An 18,448-nucleotide genomic window follows, 5' to 3' on the forward strand; every position below is an offset into this window, starting at 1 on the left:
CCCTGATCGCGCAAATGCCGCACCCCGACCTTAACAAAGGTCAAAGCCCCGCGCGCGAAATGCGCCCAGGAACGGCTTGAACGCGCGCCAGCAAATAGGAAAGCCAGATGAGACAAAGGACTCCAATCGCCAGACCGGGCCTGCTGGCCTCGGCAGCCCTGGCCCTTGTCCTTGGGCCGCTTGCGGCTATCGCACAGGAACAGGCCCCCGCCGCCAAGGACCCCAAGGCCGCGCTGGAAGATCACCAGACCAAGACCGACAACCGATACGAACCCTCGCTGGACAATCTGGCGCAGCAGGACGTGGCCGCCCCCGGCGCGCCCGAGGGCATCCCGGCCCTGTCGGACGCCCAGTATAACGAGGCCAACAAGATCTATTTCGAACGCTGCGCCGGCTGTCACGGCGTGCTGCGCAAGGGCGCGACCGGCAAGGCGCTGACCCCCGACCTGACGCGCGAGCTGGGCTTCGACTACCTGCAGACCTTCATCACCTACGGCTCGCCGGCGGGCATGCCGAACTGGGGCACCTCGGGCGAGCTTTCGGCCGAACAGGTCGACCTGATGGCGAACTACCTGCTTCTGGACCCGGCCGCGCCGCCGGAATTCGGCATGAAGGAGATGCGCGAGACCTGGAAGGTCCATATCGCCCCCGAGGACCGGCCCCAGGCGCAGGAGAACGACTGGGATCTTGACAACCTGTTCAGCGTCACCCTGCGCGACGTGGGCCAGATCGCGCTGATCGACGGCCAGACCTACGAGATCAAGTCGGTGCTGGATACCGGCTATGCAGTCCATATCAGCCGCCTCTCGGCCTCGGGCCGCTACCTGTTCGTCATCGGCCGCGACGGCAAGGTCAACATGATCGACCTGTGGATGAAGGAACCCGCCACGGTGGCCGAGATCAAGATCGGCTCGGAGGCGCGTTCCATCGAGACCTCGAAGATGGAGGGCTGGGAGGACAAATACGCCATCGCCGGGGCCTATTGGCCGCCGCAATACGTCATCATGGACGGCGAGACGCTGGAGCCGATGAAGATCCAGTCCACGCGCGGCATGATCTATGACGAGCAGGAATACCACCCCGAGCCGCGCGTCGCCGCGATCCTCGCCAGCCATTACCGGCCCGAGTTCATCGTCAACGTCAAGGAGACGGGCAAGATCCTGCTGGTCGACTATACCGACCTCAAGAACCTCAAGACCACCGAGATCGAGGCGGAACGCTTCCTGCATGACGGCGGCCTGGACGGCTCGCACCGCTACTTCATCACCGCCGCCAACGCCCGCAACAAGCTGGTGGTGATCGACACCAAGGAAGGCAAGCTGGTCGCGATCGAGGATACCGGCGGCCAGACCCCGCATCCGGGACGCGGCGCGAACTTCGTCCACCCGACCTTCGGCCCGGTCTGGGCGACCTCGCATATGGGCGACGATTCGGTGGCGCTGATCGGCACCGATCCCGAAGGCCATCCGGACAATGCCTGGAAGATCCTGGACAGCTTCCCGGCGCTGGGGGGCGGTTCGCTGTTCATCAAGACGCACCCGAATTCGCAGTATCTCTATGTCGATGCGACCCTGAACCCCGAGGCCGAGATTTCCGGCTCGGTCGCGGTCTTCGACATCAAGGCGATGACCGGCGACGGCTCGGACCCCGACTTCGTCACCCTGCCCATCGCCGAATGGGCCGGCATCACCGAGGGCCAGCCCCGCGTCGTGCAGGGCGAGTTCAACAAGGAGGGCACCGAGGTCTGGTTCAGCGTCTGGAACGGCAAGGACCAGCAATCGGCGCTGGTCGTGGTGGACGACAAGACGCTGGAGCTGAAGCACGTCATCAAGGACGAGCGGCTGGTGACCCCCACCGGCAAGTTCAACGTCTACAACACCAAGACCGACACCTACTGAGCGGTCACGACCCAGGCGGGGGCGTTCGCGCCCCCGTCCAGGCAGATTTTCCGAGGGGGTCCGACATGGCCGGCAAGATGGTGACGAACGGCGCGGCGACAAGCGGGGCGGCGGCCCGACCGCCCGGCAAGACGGCGCGCGAGGCGGTGCAGGGCCTGGCCGCGCACGAGGCGGCGGCCCGGACGGCGGCATCCGGCGGGGGGGTGGGCCGCGTCCACCTGATCGGCGCCGGTCCCGGCGATCCCGAGCTGCTGACGCTGCGGGCCCTGCGGCTTTTGCAACAGGCGGACGTGGTGGTGCACGACCGGCTGGTCTCGGACGAGGTGATGGCCTGCATCCCCGCCCATGTCCGGCGCATCCCGGTGGGCAAGGCGGCGGGCTTCCATCCCGTCCCGCAAGAGCAGATCAACGCCCTGCTGGTCGAGCTGGGCCTTTCCGGCCTGACCGTGGCGCGGCTCAAGGGCGGCGATCCGACGATCTTCGGCCGCGGCGGCGAGGAGTTCGAGGCCGTGACCGCCGCCGGCATCCCCTGCGACTATGTGCCCGGCATCACCGCGGCGCAGGGGGCGGCGGCCTCGGCCCGCTTTCCGCTGACGCATCGCGGGCTGGCGACCGGGCTGCGCCATGTCACCGGCCACCGGGCCCGGGACGCGGCGCTGGATCTCGACTGGGCCTCGCTGGCCGATCCGCAGACCACGCTGGCCGTCTATATGGGCGCGGCCAACATGGCCGAGATCGCGGCCGAGCTGATCCGCCACGGCATGCCCTCCGACCTGCCGGTGCTGGCCGTGTCTCAGGCCAGCACCCCGCAAGAGCAGCGGCTGCACGCCACGCTTCAGGATATCCCCGACGCCCTCGCGCGCCGACCGCTGCCGGCGCCGTTGCTGTTCATCCTCGGCCATGTCGCGGCGCTGGCCGAGGATTGCGCCCTGCCCCAGGGGGTCGGCCGCCCGGAATGGCGGCTGGTGGCGCATGGCTAGGCTGGCGCTCCTGCTGGCGCTGCTGGCCGGGACCGCGGTCGCGGGACCGCCCGACGCCGCGCGGCAGGATCAGCTGCGCCATCTGGTGCGGCAGGATTGCGGCTCGTGCCACGGCTTGCGGCTGACCGGCGGGCTGGGCCGCCCGATCACCGCCGGGGCGCTGGCTGGGCGCGATGCCGAGGATCTGGCCGGCCTGATCCTGGACGGCATGCCCGGAACCGCCATGCCGGGCTGGCGCCCGCTGCTGACCGAGGACGAGGCGCGCTGGATCGCCGATTACCTTCTGACGACGGAGACGCAATGATGCTCAAGGCAATTCTCGCCGCCCTGATGATCGCCGCCCCGGCGCTGGCCGGGGAGCTGCGCGGCACCGGCGATCTGGGCCTGATCGTCGAGCGCGAGGCGGGCTCGCTGCTGGTCGTGGACCGCAGCGAACGCGCCGCGCTCGGCCGGATCGAGGGCCTGGGCGACCTGTCCCATGCCAGCCTGGTCTATTCCCCCGACGAACGCTTCGCCTATGTCTTCGGCCGCGACGGCGGGCTGACCAAGGTCGATATCCTGACCCGTCAGGTGGTCCGCCGCGTGGTGCAGGCCGGCAATTCCATCGGCGGGGCCATTTCGGACGACGGCCGGCTGGTCGCGGTGGCGAATTACGAGCCGGGCGGCGTCCGGGTCTTCGACGCCGAGACGCTGGAGCCGGTGGCGGATGTGCCGATGGGCTCGAAAACCGTGGGCATCGCCGATGCGCCGGGCTCGCGCTTCGTCGTCGCGACCTGGGACACGGGCGAGGTCTGGATCCTCGACCATGCCGCCGATCCGGCACAGCCTGGGGTGACGAAGCTGGAGGGCATCGGCGCCAATCCCTATGACGCGCTGCTGACCGGCGACGGGCGGCGCTATATGGTCGGGCTGTTCGGCGAAAAGGGGCTGGTGCAGGTCGATCTGTGGCAGGACCCGCCCGAGGTCACGCGCTTCCTGCCCGATTACGGCAAGGACCAGCCGGACCTGCCGGTCTACAAGATGCCGCATCTGCAGGGCTGGACGCTGGCCGAGGGGGTCTTTGCCCTGCCCGCCGTGGGGCTGCACCAGCTGCTTTGGGTCGATGCCGACGGGCTGGCCGAGATCGCCCGCACCGACCTGGCCGGGCAGCCGGTCTTTGCGCTGGCCCGCCCCGACAAGCGCGAGATCTGGGTGAATTTCGCCCCGCCCGACAATGACAAGCTGCAGGTGGTGGACGCGCTGACCCATGAGGTCATCGACACGCTGACCCCCGGCAAGGGCGTGCTGCACATGGAGTTCGCCCCGCGCGGGCGCGAGGTCTGGCTGTCGGTCCGCGACGAGAACCGGGTCGAGATCCGCGACGCCCGCTCGCGCGCGGTGCTGGGCGAGATCGAGGCGCGCGCGCCCTCGGGGATCTTCTTCACCGACCGCGCGCATCGGACGGGGCTGTGACCATGGACGACCTGGACCTGCGCCTGCTCGACGGCTTCCAGCGCGACCTGCCGCTGGAGACCCGGCCCTTTGCCGCCATGGCCCACCGCCTCGGGACCAGCCAGGCCGAGGTCATCGCCCGCCTGACCCGGCTGCGCGACGAAGGCATCGTCTCGCGCATCGGCGCCACCTGCCGGCCGAACACCGCCGGCGCCTCGACGCTGGCGGCGCTGCGGGTGCCCGACCGGCGCATGGAGGAGGTCGCGGCGCTGGTCGGGGCCGAGCCGGGCGTCAACCATGCCTATCTGCGCGAGGGCAGCGAATGGAACCTGTGGTTCGTCGCCACCGCCCCCGATGCCGCGGCGCTGGCCGAAAGCCTCGCCCGGATCGAGGCGGCGACGGGCCTTGCCGTGCTGTCCCTGCCGCTGGTGCGCGCCTTCAACATCGACCTGGGCTTTCCGCTGATCGGCCCGCGCCGCGCCATGGCGCTGGACCGGCCCGCCGACCTGGACGCCCTGCGCCCGCGCGACCGCGCGCTGATGCAGGCGCTTTCGACCGGGCTGGCGCTGATCCCGCGCCCCTTCGTCGCGCTGGGACAGGCGCTTCACCGCAGCGAGGCCGAGGTGATCTCGCGCATCCGCGCGCTGGCCGAGGCGCGCATCCTGACCCGGGTCGGGGTGATCGTGAAGCATCGCGCACTTGGCTGGTGCGAGAATGCCATGGTGGTCTGGCGCCTGCCCGAAACGGCCGTCGAAACCGCCGGCACCGCGCTGGCGGGGGTGCCGGGGGTGACGCTTTGCTATCAGCGGCGCTGCGTGCCCGGGCTGTGGAACTGGCCGCTGTTCTGCATGATCCACGCCCGTTCCCGCGCCGAGGCGATGGCGGTGCTGGCCGAGGCCCGCGCCCTGCCGGAACTGGCCCGCGTGCCGCATCGCATCCTGTTCTCGACCCGCTGCTTTCGCCAGCGCGGCGCCACCATCGAGGTCGCCGCATGAGACGCCGGACCCTGCCGCCCGAGGCGCTGGACGATACCGACCGCGCCATCCTGAACCGCCTGCAAGAGGGGTTTCCCCTGACTCCGCGGCCCTTCGACGATGCCGGCGCGGCGCTTGGCCTGACCGGGACCGCGCTGATCGAGCGGCTGGAACGGCTGCGCGAGATCGGCGCCATCACCCGCTTCGGCCCCTTCTACGATGCCGCGGCGATGGGCGGGGCCTTCTGCCTTTGCGCGCTCTCCGCGCCCGAGGCGGATTTCGACCGCATCGCCGCGCTGGTCAACGCCCATCCCGAGGTGGCGCATAACTATGCCCGCGACCATGCGCTGAACATGTGGTTCGTGCTGGCCACCGCCACGCCCGAGGGCATCGGAGAAACCTGCGCAAGGATCGAGGCCGAGACCGGGCTGACCGTCTGGCGCTTTCCCAAGCTGCGGGAATTCTTCATCGGCTTCCGGGTGGCGGCATGACGGCGCTGGACGATACCGACCGCCGGCTGATCGCCGCCACGCAGGCCGGGCTGCCGCTGGTCGAAGCGCCCTATGCCCGGATCGCCGCCGATCTGGGCCTGACCGAGGCGCAGGTCATCGCCCGGCTGGCCGCCATGCAGGCCAAGGGCGTGATCCGCCGCATCGCCATCGCGCCCAACCATTACGCGCTGGGAATGACCGCCAACGGCATGAGCGTCTGGGACGTGGACGACGCGCGGGCGGAAGCCCTGGGCGAAAGGGTGGGCGCGCTGGATTTCGTGACGCATTGCTACCTGCGGCCGCGCGCGCCGGTCTGGCGCTACAACCTCTTCGCCATGCTGCACGGCCAGAGCCGCGCCGAGGTCGAGGACAAGCGCGCCCGGGTCCGCGCCCTGCTGGGCACCGCCTGCCGGGGCGACGACATCCTCTATTCCACCCGCATCCTGAAAAAGACCGGCCTGCGCCTGAAGGACGGCTAAGAAAGGCAAAGCCATGTTCCGCCTGACCCAATACATGCACCAGCTTCTGGACCCCTCGCCGCCGCGCCGCCGCAGCCGGCCGGATGCGGTCCGCCCGGTGGTGATCTGGAACCTGACCCGCAGCTGCAACCTGAAATGCCGCCATTGCTATACCGTCTCGGCCGACCGGCCCTTTCCCGGCGAGCTGACGCATGAGCAGGCCATGGCGGTGCTGCGCGACCTGTCGGATTTCCGCATCCCGGCGCTGATCCTGTCGGGGGGCGAGCCGATGTCGCGCTTCGACTTCTGGGAACTGGCCGAGGAGGCGCGGCGGCTGGACTTCCGCCACCTGTCGCTGTCCACCAACGGCACCAGGATCGACGCCGGCAACGTGGAGCGGCTGGCCGGGCTGGGCTTCGACTATGTCGGCATCTCGCTGGACGGGATCGGGGCGGTGAACGACTGGTTCCGCGGCGTCGAGGGGGCCTTCGACCAAGCGCTGGCCGGCGTACGGGCCTGCAAGGCGCAGGGCGTCAAGGTCGGCCTGCGCTTCACCATCACCGAGGGCAATGCCCATCACCTGCCCGCCATGCTGGACCTGTGCCGCGACGAGGGCGTGGACAAGTTCTACCTGTCGCATCTGGTCTATGCCGGCCGCGGCGACAAGCACCGGGGCGAGGATACCGAACATGCCCGCACCCGCCGCGCCATGGACCTGCTGATCGCCCGCGCCTGGGAGGCGGTCGAGCGGGCCGAGCCGCTGGAGGTGGTCACCGGCAACAACGATGCCGATGCGGTCTATTTCCTGCGTTGGGCCGAGACGCGCTTTCCGCCCGCCGCCGTCGCGCATCTGCGCGCGCATCTGGAGGCCTGGGGCGGCAACTCCTCGGGCCTCGGCGTCGGCAATATCGACCCGCAGGGCCGCGTCCATCCCGACACCTATTGGTCGGACTATACCTTGGGTTCGGTCAAGGAACGGCCGTTTTCCGCGATCTGGACCGGGGACGACCCGATCCTGGCCACGCTGCGCACCCGGCCGCGGCCGCTGAAGGGGCGCTGCGGCGCCTGCGCCTATCAGGCGGTCTGCGGCGGCAATACCCGCATCCGGGCGCTGCAACTGACCGGCGACCCCTGGGCCGAGGATCCGGCCTGCTATCTCTCGGGCTCCGAGATCGGCGCAGAGGGCGCCGACCTGGACCGCCTTGCCGTCACGCCTTTCCGGGGAAAAAGCCATGATCCGGCCCATCGCTTTCTTTAGCCTGCTGCTCGCCCTGCCGCTGGTGGCCCAGGCCGACCCGGCCGCCGACTATGCCGAGCATTGCGCCGCCTGCCATGGCGAGGATCGGCTGGGCGGCACCGGCCCGGCGCTGATCCCCGAGACGCTGGGCCGCGTGCGCGGCATCGACGCGGTGATCGCCCAGGGCCGGGTCTCGACCCAGATGGAGGGCTTTGCCGACCGGCTGTCGCCCGAGGCCATCGCCGCGCTGGTCGGCTATGTCACCGCGCCGCTGGACCAGCGCCCGGACTGGAGCGCCGAGCAGATCGCCGCCAGCCGCGAGATGAATGCCGACTATCAGCCGGCGGACAAGCCGGTCTTTGCCGCCGATCCGCTGAACATCACGCTGGTGGTCGAGACGGGCGACCATCACGTCAGCGTGCTGGACGGCGACACGTTCGAGGTTCTGGACCGCTTCGCCACCCCCTTCGCCGTGCATGGCGGGCCGAAATTCAGCCCGGACGGGCGCTTCGTCTACATCATGTCGCGCGACGGCTGGGTGCAGAAATACGATATCTGGTCGCTGGCCGAGGTCGGCCGCATCCGCGCCGCGCTGAACAGCCGCAACATCGCCATCAGCCCGGACGGCCGGCGCATCGCGGTGGCGAACTACCTGCCGGAAAGCCTGACCATCCTGGATTCGGACCTGAACCCGCTGCGGCTGATCGACACGCAGGTCGACGGCATCCCCAGCCGGGTCAGCGCCGTTTATCAGGCGCCGCAGCGCCACAGCTTCGTGCTGGCGCTGAAGGACGCGCCCGAGATCTGGGAGGTCGCGACCGCCGACCTGTCCATCCGCCGCATCCCCATCGACGAGCCGCTGGACGATTTCTTCTTCTCGCCCGACTATCGCCAGCTGATCGGCGCCAACCGCGACGGCGACAAGGGCGTGGTGATCGACCTGGACGACGGGCACAAGGTGGCGGAGCTGCCCCTGCCGGGGATGCCGCATCTGGGCTCGGGCATCACCTGGGAACGCGACGGCCGCCGGGTCATGGCTACCCCGCATCTGGGCGAGGGCGTGCTTTCGGTCATCGACATGCAGGACTGGAGCCTGGTCAAGCAGATCAAGACCGACGGTCCCGGCTTCTTCCTGCGCGGCCATGCCACCAGCCCCTATGTCTGGGCGGACGTGTTCTTCGGCCCGCACAAGGACGAGATGCACATCATCGACAAGCAGACGCTGGAGATCGTCAGGACCCTCGCGCCCTTCCCGGGCCAGACCTTCGCCCATAGCGAATTCACCCGCGACGGCAGCCATGTGCTGGTCTCGCTGTGGGAGGACGAGGGCGCGGTCGTGGTCTATGATGCCAGGACGCTGGACGAGGTGAAACGGCTGCCGATGCGCAAGCCTTCGGGGAAATACAATGTCTGGAACAAGATCACCTTCGAGGACGGAACCAGCCACTGACGGCTGGCCCGCCTGGAAACTGGCGCTGCTCTTCTATCCCTTCGCGGCGGCGGCGGTCTGGATCAACCTGTTCATGCTGTCGCTGCTGGCCAGCTGGACCGGCCTGCCGGTGCTGGCACCGCTGCGGGCGGCCGGGGCCGCGCTGGTGCTGGGCGTGCCGGCGGCCTGGGCCTCGGGGCGCTGGATCCGCGGCCTGATGGACCGCGCCCGCCCGCACGGCTGAACGGCCAAGGCACCTTGGGCAGGATCATAACTAAAGATTATTATAGCCATACAAACATATAAATTCCAAGTATTTTTAAAGCTGCTAGAACCTGTCGGCAGAGGGAGTGCAGATTCGCACGAGCCATCCGCTGCGGTCGCATGGCGGCCGCAGTCCGCACCCGGTATCTGCGCCGCCCCGGCGGCACGACCCAGCAAAGGAGAGCGATCATGGACGGAAACGACATCAAGACCACCGGCAAGTGCCCGGTGATGCATGGCGGGATGACCGCAATGGGCAGCTCGGTCATGGCGTGGTGGCCGAACGCGCTGAACCTCGACATCCTGCATCAGCACGACAGCAAGACCAACCCGCTGGGCAAGGATTTCAACTATCGCGCAGAGCTGCAGAAGCTGGACGTCGAGGCGCTGAAGGCAGACCTGCGGGCGCTGATGACCGACAGCCAGGACTGGTGGCCGGCCGATTACGGCAGCTATGTCGGCATGTTCGCCCGCACCGCCTGGCATGCCGCCGGCTCCTACCGCACCTCGGACGGCCGGGGCGGCGCCAATACCGGCAACCAGCGTTTCGCGCCGCTGAACAGCTGGCCCGACAACGTCAATACCGACAAGGGCCGCCGCCTGCTGTGGCCGATCAAGAAGAAATACGGCAACAAGATCAGCTGGGCCGACCTGATCGTGCTGGCCGGCACCATCGCCTATGAGCAGGCCGGGCTCAAGACCTATGGCTTCGCCTTCGGCCGCCAGGACATCTGGCACCCCGAGAAGGACACCTATTGGGGCGATGAGAAGGAATGGCTGGCGCCCAGCGATTCCCGCTATGGCGACGTCCAGAATCCCGGCACGCTGGCCAACCCGCTGGCCGCCGTGCAGATGGGCCTGATCTACGTCAACCCCGAGGGGGTGAACGGCAAGTCCGACCCGCAGGCCACCGCCTACCAGATGCGCGAGACCTTCGCCCGCATGGGCATGAACGACGAAGAGACCGTGGCGCTGACCGCCGGCGGCCACACCGTCGGCAAGTGCCACGGCAATGGCAGCGCCGCCGACCTGAGCCCCGATCCCGAGACCGCCGGCCCCGAGTTCCAGGGCCTGGGCTGGATGAACACCAAGGGCCGCGGCATCGGGCGCAACACCGTGGTCTCGGGGCTGGAAGGCGCCTGGACCACCAACCCGACCCAATGGGACAACGGCTTCTTCCAGATGCTGTTCAAGCATGAATGGACGCTGACCCACAGCCCGGCGGGCGCCTCGCAATGGCAGCCGATCTCGATCGCCGAAGAGGACATGCCGGTCGATGTCGAGGATCCCTCGATCCGCGTCATGCCGATGATGACCGATGCCGACATGGCGCTGAAGGTCGATCCGATCTATCGCGAGATCTCGCTGCGCTTCATGAACGACTTCGAGGCGTTCAGCGATGCCTTCGCCCGCGCCTGGTTCAAGCTGACCCATCGCGACATGGGGCCGAAATCGCGCTACCTGGGCCCGGACGTTCCGGCCGAGGACCTGATCTGGCAGGACCCGATCCCCGAGGGCGGCAAGACCTACAACATCGCCGGGCTCAAGGCGCGCATCGCCGACAGCGGCCTGACCATCGCCGAGATGATCGCCACCGCCTGGGACAGCGCCCGGACCTTCCGCGGCTCGGACATGCGGGGCGGGGCCAATGGCGCGCGCATCCGCCTGGCGCCGCAGAAGGACTGGGAAGGCAACGAGCCCGAGCGCCTGGCCCGCGTGCTTGCGGTGCTTGAACCGCTGGCGGCCGAATTCGGCGCCAGCCTGGCCGACACCATCGTGCTGGCCGGCAATGTCGGGGTCGAACTGGCGGCCAAGGCGGCGGGCTTCGACATCGAGGTGCCCTTCGCGCCGGGCCGCGGCGATGCCACCGCCGAGATGACCGATGCCGAAAGCTTCGCGGTGCTGGAGCCGATCCATGACGGCTATCGCAACTGGCTGAAGCAGGACTATCTGGTCAGCCCCGAGGAGCTGATGCTGGACCGCACCCAGCTGATGGGCCTGACCGCGCCCGAGATGGTGGCGCTGGTCGGCGGCATGCGGGTCCTGGGCACCAACCATGGCGGCAGCCGCCACGGCGTCTTCACCGACCGCGTCGGCCAGCTGACCACGGATTTCTTCGTGAACCTGACCGACATGGGCAACAGCTGGAAGCCGCTGGAAAACGGCCTCTACGAGATCCGCGACCGCAAGACCGACGCAGTGAAATGGACGGCCACGCGGGTGGACCTGGTATTCGGCTCGAACTCGATCCTGCGCTCCTATGCCGAGGTTTACGCCCAGGACGACAATGCCGGCAAGTTCGTCAACGATTTCGTCGCCGCCTGGACGAAGGTGATGAACGCGGATCGCTTCGATCTGCAAGCCTGATCGGGTCCGGCACTTCCGGGACGGGAACGTCCCGGGGGGCCTGTTTGCGTAACGATTGCAGCCCGGGGCCCGGCGACGGTTCCCGGGTGTTTTCATCAGCGGCAGGGCGCGAAGGCACCGGCCGGCATGGCCTTGCGCGGCCGCCCCCGCCGCCGCCGGCATGAGCGGCCGGCGGCCCCGCCCGGACCATTCGTCACAGGAAGCTTTGCGGGTCGATATCGACGGCAAGCCGCAGGTTGGCCGGCGGCTTCGGCGCCCGGGCCAGCCATTGCGCGATGGCACCCTGCACCGGCGCCTGGCGCGGCGCGCGGATCAGCATCCGCACCCGGAAGCGGGCGCGGATGCGGGCGATGGGCGCGGGCGCCGGGCCGAACAGTTCGGCGCCGATGCTGCGCAGCGGCTCGGCGCGGCGGGCCAGGTCGCGGGCATAGTCCTCGACCACCGGCTGGTCGGGATGCGACAGGATGATCCCCGCCAGCCGGCCGAAGGGCGGCATCCCCGCCGCCTGCCGCGCCGCCGCCTCGGCATCCCAGAACGCCTCGTCCTCGCCCGAGAGGATGGCGCGGATCACCGGATGCTCGGGCTGATAGGTCTGCAGAAGCGCCAGCCCCCGCGCATCGCCGCCCTCGCGCCCGGCCCGTCCCGCCACCTGCCGCATCAGCTGGAAGCTGCGCTCGGCCGCGCGCAGGTCGGCGCCCTGCAGGCCCAGGTCGGCATCGATCACGCCCACCAGCGTCAGGCGCGGGAAGTTGTGGCCCTTGGCGACGATCTGCGTGCCGATGATGATATCGGTCCCGCCCGCGCCGATCTCGGCGATTGCCTCCTTCAGCGCCCGCGCCGAGTGGAACAGGTCCGAGGACAGCACCGTCGCCTTCGCCTCGGGGAAACGCTCGGCCACTTCCTCGGCCAGCCGTTCCACCCCCGGCCCGATGGCGGTCATCTTGCCCTCGACGCCACAGCTCGGGCAGGCCACCGGGATCGGCTTGGTCGCGCCGCATTGGTGGCAGACCAGGCGGTTCTGGAAGCGGTGCTCGACCATGCGGGCGTCGCAATGGTCGCAGCCGATCTGCTGGCCGCAGGCGCGGCAGGCGGTGATCGGCGCATAGCCGCGCCGGTTCAAGAACAGCAGCGACTGCTCGCCGCGTTCCTTGCGGGCGCGGATTTCGGCGGCAAGCCGGGGGCTGATCCAGCGGCCCTTCTCCATCTCCTGCTGGCGCAGGTCGATGGTGCCCATCTCGGGCAGGTCCGCCGTGCCATAGCGCGCCCGCAGGTCCAGACGGCGGTATTTCCCCGAGGCCGCATTCACCCAGCTTTCGACCGAGGGCGTGGCCGAGGCCAGCACCACCTGCGCGGCTTCGATGCTGGCGCGCAGCACCGCCATGTCGCGGGCGCTGTAATAGACCGCATCCTCCTGCTTGTAGCTGGAATCGTGTTCCTCATCGACGACGATCAGGCCCAGATCGGCAAAGGGCAGGAACAGCGCCGAACGCGCGCCCACCACCAGCCCGACATGGTTTTGCGCCGCCATGGTCCAGAGCCGCCGGCGTTCGCTGCGGGTGATGCCGGAATGCCATTCCCCGGGCCGGGCGCCGAAGCGCGCCTCGACCCGGTCGAGGAACTCGGCCGAAAGCGCGATCTCGGGCAGCAGCACCAGCGCCTGCCGGCCCTGCCGCAGGCATTCCGCGACCGCCTCAAGGTAAACCTCGGTCTTGCCCGAGCCGGTGACGCCGCGCAGCAGCGTGGTGCCATAGCCGCGGGTCTTCAGCGCCGCGCGCAGGGTCTCGGCCGCCTCAAGCTGATCGGGGGCCAGCGGCTTGCCCGGCAGGCCGGCGTCCAGCCGCGGATAGGGCACGTCGCGCGGCGCCAGCACCTCGGCCAGCGTGCCGGCCTTGACCAGCCCCTGCACCACCGACGCGCTGACCCCGGCCAGCTGCGCCAGCTCGCCCGGGGCGAAGCCGGCGCCGCCGTGATCCTCGATCACCCGCAGCACGGCGGCGCGGGCATCGGTCATGCGCGCGGGCTCGGGCCCGGCGCGATGGATGATGCGGCGCGCCGAGGGCGGCTGGTCCAGATCCGGCGCCCGCGTCGCCATGCGCAAAAGCGACGGCAGCGGCGTCAGCGTGTATTCGCCCATCCGGGCCAGGAACTCGATCATCCCCGGCGCCAGCGGCGGCGCATCGATCAGCCGCGCCACCGGCCGCAGCTTCGCCGCATCGAAATCGCCGATCCCCGGCCCCCAGACCGCGCCCATCACCCGGCGCGGGCCCAGCGGCACCACCACCAGCTGGCCCAGCCGCACGCCGCCCTCGGGCGCGAGATAGTCGAGGATGCCGACCACCTCCTGCGTCAGCACCGCGATGCGCGCGCCATGGGGATAGAACAGCGGCGGGGACATCTCAGGCCGGCAGCGCCGCCCAGCCGATCAGCAGCAGCAGCGGCCAGTTTCCCACCAGGAACGGACCGGCGGCCAGGGCCGGCAACAGGTCGATAAGATCGGGCTGAAGGGCTTCCAAGTGCATTCCTCCTGCGGCAACGGCGGATAAGCGTGATCCAAAAGGTCCGCCACTAGTGGCATGTCGGCGCCCTGCCCCGCAAGCCGGGCCCGCAAGCCGCGCAGGCCGGACTTCACGCGCCGGCTGTTATGCGCTAAACCCACGGCAAAACCGCAAGAAGGGCTCCCTCCCATGAAATTCTTTGTCGATACCGCCGACGTCGCCGCGATCCGCGAACTGAACGACCTTGGCATGGTGGACGGCGTCACCACCAACCCGTCGCTGATCCTGAAATCGGGCCGCGACATCCTGGAAGTCACCAAGGAGATCTGCGACATCGTCGAGGGTCCGGTCAGCGCCGAGGTCGTCGCCCTGAAGGCCGAGGACATGATCCGCGAGGGCGAGCACCTGGTGAAGATCGCCCCGAACATCACCGTCAAGGTGCCGCTGACCTGGGACGGGCTGAAAGCCTGCAAGGCGCTGTCGTCGCAGGGCCACAAGGTCAACGTGACGCTGTGCTTCAGCGCCGCGCAGGCGATCCTTGCCGCCAAGGCCGGCGCCACCTTCATCAGCCCCTTCATCGGCCGGCTCGACGACATCAACTTCGACGGCATGGAGCTGATCGCCCAGATCCGCGAGATCTATGACAATTACGACTTCCAGACCCAGATCCTGGCCGCCTCGATCCGCTCGGTGAACCACATCACCGACGCCGCCCGCATCGGCGCCGACGTCATCACTGCCCCGCCCGCGGTCATCAAGGCGATGGCGAATCACGTGCTGACCGACAAGGGGCTGGAGCAGTTCACCGCCGACTGGGCCAAGACCGGGCAGAAGATCGTCTGATGACCGAGCAGACCGCGGCCGAACTGCCCGAGGACATCCGCGCCCGGCTGCTGGCGCAGCCCGAGCTGATCCTCGCGGATCGCGACCTGATGCGCGCGCTGATCGGCGCGCGCGAGGCCGAGGTGGGCGAGAACGTCATCGACATCCGCGGCCGCGCCATGCAGGCGCTGGAATCGCGGCTCGACCGGCTCGAGGCGGCGCATGAATCGGTGATCTCGGCCGCCTATGACAACCAGTCGGGGATGAACACCATCCACCGCGCCGTGCTGTCGCTGCTGGAACCGACGGATTTCGAGGAGTTCCTGGAAAACCTCGACGTCGCCGTGGCGCCGATCCTGCGGGTGGAAACCCTGCGGCTGGTGATGGAATCGGGCGGCGAGATCCCGGCGCCGGAAGCCAGCGGCCCGCTGGTGATCGCGCCCTCCGGCACGGTGGCCCGGCTGATCTCGGGCGGGCGGCGGATGCCGCGCGGCGACGACATCGTGCTGCGCCGCCTGGCGCGCGAGACCCTGCCCTTCCATGGCGAGGCCCGCGCCCCGATCCGCTCCGAGGCGCTGCTGCCCATCGACCTCGGGCCCGGCCGCTTCCCGGCGCTGCTGCTGATGGGCTCGGCCGATCTGGGGCGCTTCAACCCGGCGCAGGGCACGGATCTTCTGCGCTTCTTCGGCCAGGCCTTCCGGCTGGTGCTGATCTCCTGGCTCAGGAAATGACCGGCGGGGCCGAGCCTTTGGCGCTGGCCCCGGCCATGGCCGACGATCTCGCGCGCTGGCTCGACAGCGAACGCGCGACGCGCGACCGTTCCGACCACACGATCCGCGCCTATCAGGCCGACCTGCTGGCCTTTCTGGCCTTTCTCGGCGGCTATCACGGCACGCCCGCCTTGCCGGCGACGCTGGGCCAGCTGACGCAATCCGACATGCGCGCCTTTGCCGCCGCCGAGCGCGGGCGCGGGCTTTCGGCCCGCTCGCTGGCGCGCAGGCTTTCGGCGACGCGCAGCTTCATCCGCTGGATGTCGGACCGCCACGGCTTCGACGCCTCCAGGGCGCTGGCCTCGCGCGGGCCGAAATTCACCCGCTCGCTGCCGCGCCCGCTGGCCCCGGACCAGGCCGAGGCGCTGCTGGAAATCACCGGCGACACCCATCCCGAAGCCTGGATCGCCGCCCGCGACGTGGCGGTGCTGACGCTGCTCTGGGGCTGCGGGTTGCGCATCTCCGAGGCGCTGGGGCTGGACGGCGCCGACTGGCCGCTGCGCGAGGCGCTGACCATCCGCGGCAAGGGCGGCAAGGAACGCCAGGTGCCGGTGCTGCCCGCCGCCCGCGAAGCGATCGCCGAATACCTGCGCCTTTGCCCCTATCCGCTCGAACCGGCGGCGGCGCTGTTTCGCGGCGCGCGCGGCGGCCGGCTGAACCCGGCGCTGATCTCGGGGGCCATGCGCCACGCCCGGCAGGTGATGGGCCTGCCGCCAAGCGCGACGCCGCATGCCCTGCGCCATTCCTTCGCCACGCATCTGCTGGCAGCAGGCGGAGACCTGCGCACCATCCAGGAACTGCTGGGCCATGCCAGCCTGTCCACCACCCAGGTCTATACCGGCGTGGACGACGCCCACCTGCTGGCCGTCTATCGCGCCGCCCATCCCCGCGCCTGAACGGGTTCGCCGTTTCCCGAATACTTCTGCAATCCGCACCCGGCGCAGGGCGCGAAGGCCATCCCCGCTCCCGAATACTCGCCCGCCCGCGCTATCGGCCCGGCTTTACATTTTCCGAACGGCGCCCCAAAGGGGCGGCATGTTCGAACTCTCCCTCGACCTCGTGCTGCTGCTGGCCGGCGCCGCCTTCGCGGCCGGTTTCGTCGATGCCATCGCCGGCGGAGGCGGGCTCATCACCGTGCCCGCGCTGATGCTGGCCGGAGTGCCGCCCGCCCAGGCGCTGGCCACCAACAAGGTCCAGGGCGTGTTCGGCGCGGCGACGGCGGCGATCGCCTATGCGCGGCGTGGGCTGGTGGACCTGCGCGGACAGATCGGCGCGGCGGCGGTGGCCTTCGCCGCCGGGCTCTGCGGCGCGGCTCTGGTCACCTGGATCCCCACGCAGGCGCTGCGCTACGGGCTGCCGCTGGTGCTGATCGGCATCGCCGTATTCTTCGCGCTGAAGCCGGGGCTGGACGATACCGACCGCATGCGCCGCATCACGCCGCTGGGTTTCACCGCCTGCGTGGTGCCCGTCGTGGCCTTTTACGACGGTCTGGTCGGCCCGGGAACCGGCTCGTTCTTCATGCTGGGCTTCGTCATGCTGGCGGGCTACGGCATCCTCAAGGCGACGGCGCATACGAAACTGCTGAACTTCGCCTCGAACCTCGGCGGACTGGTCGCCTTCGCCGCGGTGGGCAAGCCGCTCTGGCTGCTCGGCGGCGCCATGGCCGTGGCGCAGATCGCCGGCGCGATGCTGGGCGCGCGGCTGGCGATGCGGATCGGCGCGCGGGTGATCAAGCCGCTGCTGGTCGCCACTTCGACCGTTCTGGCGCTGCGGCTGATCTGGCAGCTTCTTTAGAAATGGGGGCTTTGCGCCCCCACGCCCGCCGGGCAGGCCCGACGGGCTTCCCCCGCAGGATATTTCTCCAAGAAAGAAGCATGGCGAAGGGCACCCCCAACCGCCCGGTTTCTTTCTTGTCCAAATATCCTGGGGGAGCGCGGAACGCGCGGGGGCAAAGCCCCCTTTTGGGTCGAAGCGGGCAAGGCGCAAGGCCCTGCCCGTCCCCCGGTCAGGCGAAGACGAACATCGTCTCGTCCAGGTCGGCCAGCGCCACGCCCTGCAGCACCAGCGCATTGCCGCCGCCGAAGTCGAAGACGGTATCGCCGCCGACCTGTTCGGCAGCTGCCATCAGATCGGCATGGCTGTCCAACCCGGCGATGTCGATGCGGATCAGCTCGGCCTCGTGACCGGTGCCGCAGCCGCAGGCCGCGCTGCCGGTCTCGAAGTCGATGATCCGGTCCCGGCCGCCGTTGAAGACAAAGGTGTCGCGCCCGTAACCGCCGGAAAGCAGGTCGTTGCCGGCACCGCCGTCGATCAGGTCGTCGCCGAAACAGCCGTTGAGCGTGTCGTTGCCGGCGCCGCCGAACAACTGGTCGTCGCCGAAGCCGCCATGCAGGAAATCATGCCCCGCTTCGCCCCGCATGGTGTCGTTGCCGAAACAGCCGTGCAGGCGGTCATTGCCCAGGCCGCCCCAGATCTGGTCGTGACCCAGACCGCCATGCATGAAGTCGTTGCCGGCCTGGCCCCACATCTGGTCGTTGCCGTTGCAGCCATGCATGGAATCGCCGCCGTCGCCGCCCCACATGCGGTCGTTGCCCAGACCGCCATGCAGGAAATCGTTGCCGCCAAAGCCGCGCATCACGTCGTTGCCGGCACCACCCAGCAGCGCGTCGTCGCAATCGGTGCCGTCCAGCCGGTCGTTGCCCGCGGTCCCGGCGATGCGGTTGATCGTCGGCAGCCGCGCCATCTGCGCGGCAAGCTCGGCCGCGACATCGGCAAGGGTGGTGGAATAGACCGACCAGTAAAAATCATAGGAGAGGGTCGCCATGCTGATAC

Annotated in this window: 17 protein-coding genes; 15 read left to right on the forward strand and 2 right to left on the reverse strand. The window is 69.4% G+C overall.

Going from position 1 to position 18,448, the window contains the following annotated elements; all coding sequences use genetic code 11:
• The first annotated feature begins 107 nt into the window (after nucleotides 1-107).
• The 11 genes from PARJ55_RS0111380 to katG all read left to right on the forward strand — a co-directional run bounded on the left by PARJ55_RS0111380 (nucleotide 108) and on the right by katG (nucleotide 11,529).
• Nucleotides 108-1,898 (forward strand): nitrite reductase, encoded by a 1,791-nt coding sequence (locus PARJ55_RS0111380; RefSeq protein WP_028713157.1) that lies wholly within the window; start codon nucleotides 108-110, stop codon nucleotides 1,896-1,898.
• A gap of 65 nt (nucleotides 1,899-1,963) precedes the next feature.
• Entirely contained in the window at nucleotides 1,964-2,878 is a 915-nt protein-coding gene (cobA, locus tag PARJ55_RS0111385; protein WP_028713158.1) for a uroporphyrinogen-III C-methyltransferase, read from the forward strand.
• Nucleotides 2,871-3,182, forward strand: a complete 312-nt coding sequence (locus tag PARJ55_RS0111390) for a cytochrome c (RefSeq protein ID WP_028713159.1) — start codon at nucleotides 2,871-2,873, stop codon at nucleotides 3,180-3,182. Before cobA ends, PARJ55_RS0111390 begins: the two co-directional genes overlap by 8 nt.
• Nucleotides 3,179-4,330, forward strand: coding sequence for a cytochrome D1 domain-containing protein (locus tag PARJ55_RS0111395; protein ID WP_036698254.1), 1,152 nt, complete (start codon nucleotides 3,179-3,181; stop codon nucleotides 4,328-4,330). Before PARJ55_RS0111390 ends, PARJ55_RS0111395 begins: the two co-directional genes overlap by 4 nt.
• A 2-nt stretch (nucleotides 4,331-4,332) precedes the next feature.
• Nucleotides 4,333-5,304: an AsnC family transcriptional regulator gene (locus tag PARJ55_RS0111400; RefSeq protein ID WP_036714057.1), complete on the forward strand. Its 972-nt coding sequence runs from the start codon at nucleotides 4,333-4,335 to the stop codon at nucleotides 5,302-5,304.
• Entirely contained in the window at nucleotides 5,301-5,774 is a 474-nt protein-coding gene (locus tag PARJ55_RS0111405) for an Lrp/AsnC family transcriptional regulator (protein ID WP_028713162.1), read from the forward strand. Before PARJ55_RS0111400 ends, PARJ55_RS0111405 begins: the two co-directional genes overlap by 4 nt.
• A complete protein-coding gene (locus tag PARJ55_RS0111410) occupies nucleotides 5,771-6,253 on the forward strand; it encodes an AsnC family transcriptional regulator (RefSeq protein ID WP_028713163.1) in 483 nt (160 codons plus the stop codon). Before PARJ55_RS0111405 ends, PARJ55_RS0111410 begins: the two co-directional genes overlap by 4 nt.
• A gap of 13 nt (nucleotides 6,254-6,266) precedes the next feature.
• A complete protein-coding gene (nirJ, locus tag PARJ55_RS0111415) occupies nucleotides 6,267-7,490 on the forward strand; it encodes a heme d1 biosynthesis radical SAM protein NirJ (protein ID WP_028713164.1) in 1,224 nt (407 codons plus the stop codon).
• Nucleotides 7,465-8,919: a nitrite reductase gene (locus tag PARJ55_RS0111420; RefSeq protein WP_028713165.1), complete on the forward strand. Its 1,455-nt coding sequence runs from the start codon at nucleotides 7,465-7,467 to the stop codon at nucleotides 8,917-8,919. Before nirJ ends, PARJ55_RS0111420 begins: the two co-directional genes overlap by 26 nt.
• A complete protein-coding gene (locus tag PARJ55_RS0111425) occupies nucleotides 8,876-9,142 on the forward strand; it encodes a hypothetical protein (protein ID WP_028713166.1) in 267 nt (88 codons plus the stop codon). The genes PARJ55_RS0111420 and PARJ55_RS0111425 overlap by 44 nt, the downstream gene beginning before the upstream one ends.
• 209 nt (nucleotides 9,143-9,351) lie before the next feature.
• On the forward strand, nucleotides 9,352-11,529 hold the full coding sequence (katG, locus tag PARJ55_RS0111430; protein ID WP_028713167.1) for a catalase/peroxidase HPI: 2,178 nt from the start codon (nucleotides 9,352-9,354) through the stop codon (nucleotides 11,527-11,529).
• 193 nt (nucleotides 11,530-11,722) lie between these two features.
• Here the strand turns inward: katG and PARJ55_RS0111435 are convergent, their stop codons facing one another.
• A complete protein-coding gene (locus tag PARJ55_RS0111435) occupies nucleotides 11,723-13,924 on the reverse strand; it encodes a primosomal protein N' (protein WP_028713168.1) in 2,202 nt (733 codons plus the stop codon).
• 289 nt (nucleotides 13,925-14,213) lie between these two features.
• Between PARJ55_RS0111435 and fsa the strand changes: the two genes are divergently transcribed.
• The 4 genes from fsa (at nucleotide 14,214) to PARJ55_RS0111460 (ending at nucleotide 17,410) form a co-directional block, all read left to right on the forward strand.
• Nucleotides 14,214-14,867: a fructose-6-phosphate aldolase gene (fsa, locus tag PARJ55_RS0111445; protein WP_024843021.1), complete on the forward strand. Its 654-nt coding sequence runs from the start codon at nucleotides 14,214-14,216 to the stop codon at nucleotides 14,865-14,867.
• The gene (locus tag PARJ55_RS0111450; protein ID WP_028713169.1) at nucleotides 14,867-15,577 is read left to right on the forward strand and encodes a DUF484 family protein; all 711 of its coding nucleotides are present in this window, start codon (nucleotides 14,867-14,869) and stop codon (nucleotides 15,575-15,577) included. Before fsa ends, PARJ55_RS0111450 begins: the two co-directional genes overlap by 1 nt.
• Nucleotides 15,574-16,512 (forward strand): tyrosine recombinase XerC, encoded by a 939-nt coding sequence (locus PARJ55_RS0111455; RefSeq protein WP_028713170.1) that lies wholly within the window; start codon nucleotides 15,574-15,576, stop codon nucleotides 16,510-16,512. Before PARJ55_RS0111450 ends, PARJ55_RS0111455 begins: the two co-directional genes overlap by 4 nt.
• A gap of 139 nt (nucleotides 16,513-16,651) precedes the next feature.
• Entirely contained in the window at nucleotides 16,652-17,410 is a 759-nt protein-coding gene (locus tag PARJ55_RS0111460) for a TSUP family transporter (protein WP_028713171.1), read from the forward strand.
• Nucleotides 17,411-17,621: 211 nt separating this feature from the next.
• Here the strand turns inward: PARJ55_RS0111460 and PARJ55_RS0111465 are convergent, their stop codons facing one another.
• Nucleotides 17,622-18,440, reverse strand: coding sequence for a calcium-binding protein (locus tag PARJ55_RS0111465; protein WP_051416244.1), 819 nt, complete (start codon nucleotides 18,438-18,440; stop codon nucleotides 17,622-17,624).
• Nucleotides 18,441-18,448 lie beyond the last annotated feature (8 nt).

The organism is Paracoccus sp. J55, assembly GCF_000513975.1.
In the GTDB taxonomy this organism is placed as follows: domain Bacteria; phylum Pseudomonadota; class Alphaproteobacteria; order Rhodobacterales; family Rhodobacteraceae; genus Paracoccus.

What these genes read in the sequence shown, in the direction of transcription:
- PARJ55_RS0111435 (WP_028713168.1), bottom strand. Translation starts at nt 13,924, where the DNA reads ATGTCCCCGCCGCTGTTCTATCCCCATGGCGCGCGCATCGCGGTGCTG.
- PARJ55_RS0111455 (WP_028713170.1), top strand. Translation starts at nt 15,574, where the DNA reads ATGACCGGCGGGGCCGAGCCTTTGGCGCTGGCCCCGGCCATGGCCGAC.
- PARJ55_RS0111380 (WP_028713157.1), top strand. Translation starts at nt 108, where the DNA reads ATGAGACAAAGGACTCCAATCGCCAGACCGGGCCTGCTGGCCTCGGCA.
- PARJ55_RS0111395 (WP_036698254.1), top strand. Translation starts at nt 3,179, where the DNA reads ATGATGCTCAAGGCAATTCTCGCCGCCCTGATGATCGCCGCCCCGGCG.
- PARJ55_RS0111405 (WP_028713162.1), top strand. Translation starts at nt 5,301, where the DNA reads ATGAGACGCCGGACCCTGCCGCCCGAGGCGCTGGACGATACCGACCGC.
- PARJ55_RS0111460 (WP_028713171.1), top strand. Translation starts at nt 16,652, where the DNA reads ATGTTCGAACTCTCCCTCGACCTCGTGCTGCTGCTGGCCGGCGCCGCC.
- PARJ55_RS0111450 (WP_028713169.1), top strand. Translation starts at nt 14,867, where the DNA reads ATGACCGAGCAGACCGCGGCCGAACTGCCCGAGGACATCCGCGCCCGG.
- katG (WP_028713167.1), top strand. Translation starts at nt 9,352, where the DNA reads ATGGACGGAAACGACATCAAGACCACCGGCAAGTGCCCGGTGATGCAT.
- PARJ55_RS0111410 (WP_028713163.1), top strand. Translation starts at nt 5,771, where the DNA reads ATGACGGCGCTGGACGATACCGACCGCCGGCTGATCGCCGCCACGCAG.
- fsa (WP_024843021.1), top strand. Translation starts at nt 14,214, where the DNA reads ATGAAATTCTTTGTCGATACCGCCGACGTCGCCGCGATCCGCGAACTG.
- PARJ55_RS0111420 (WP_028713165.1), top strand. Translation starts at nt 7,465, where the DNA reads ATGATCCGGCCCATCGCTTTCTTTAGCCTGCTGCTCGCCCTGCCGCTG.
- PARJ55_RS0111465 (WP_051416244.1), bottom strand. Translation starts at nt 18,440, where the DNA reads ATGGCGACCCTCTCCTATGATTTTTACTGGTCGGTCTATTCCACCACC.
- nirJ (WP_028713164.1), top strand. Translation starts at nt 6,267, where the DNA reads ATGTTCCGCCTGACCCAATACATGCACCAGCTTCTGGACCCCTCGCCG.
- PARJ55_RS0111400 (WP_036714057.1), top strand. Translation starts at nt 4,333, where the DNA reads ATGGACGACCTGGACCTGCGCCTGCTCGACGGCTTCCAGCGCGACCTG.
- cobA (WP_028713158.1), top strand. Translation starts at nt 1,964, where the DNA reads ATGGCCGGCAAGATGGTGACGAACGGCGCGGCGACAAGCGGGGCGGCG.
- PARJ55_RS0111425 (WP_028713166.1), top strand. Translation starts at nt 8,876, where the DNA reads ATGTCTGGAACAAGATCACCTTCGAGGACGGAACCAGCCACTGACGGC.
- PARJ55_RS0111390 (WP_028713159.1), top strand. Translation starts at nt 2,871, where the DNA reads ATGGCTAGGCTGGCGCTCCTGCTGGCGCTGCTGGCCGGGACCGCGGTC.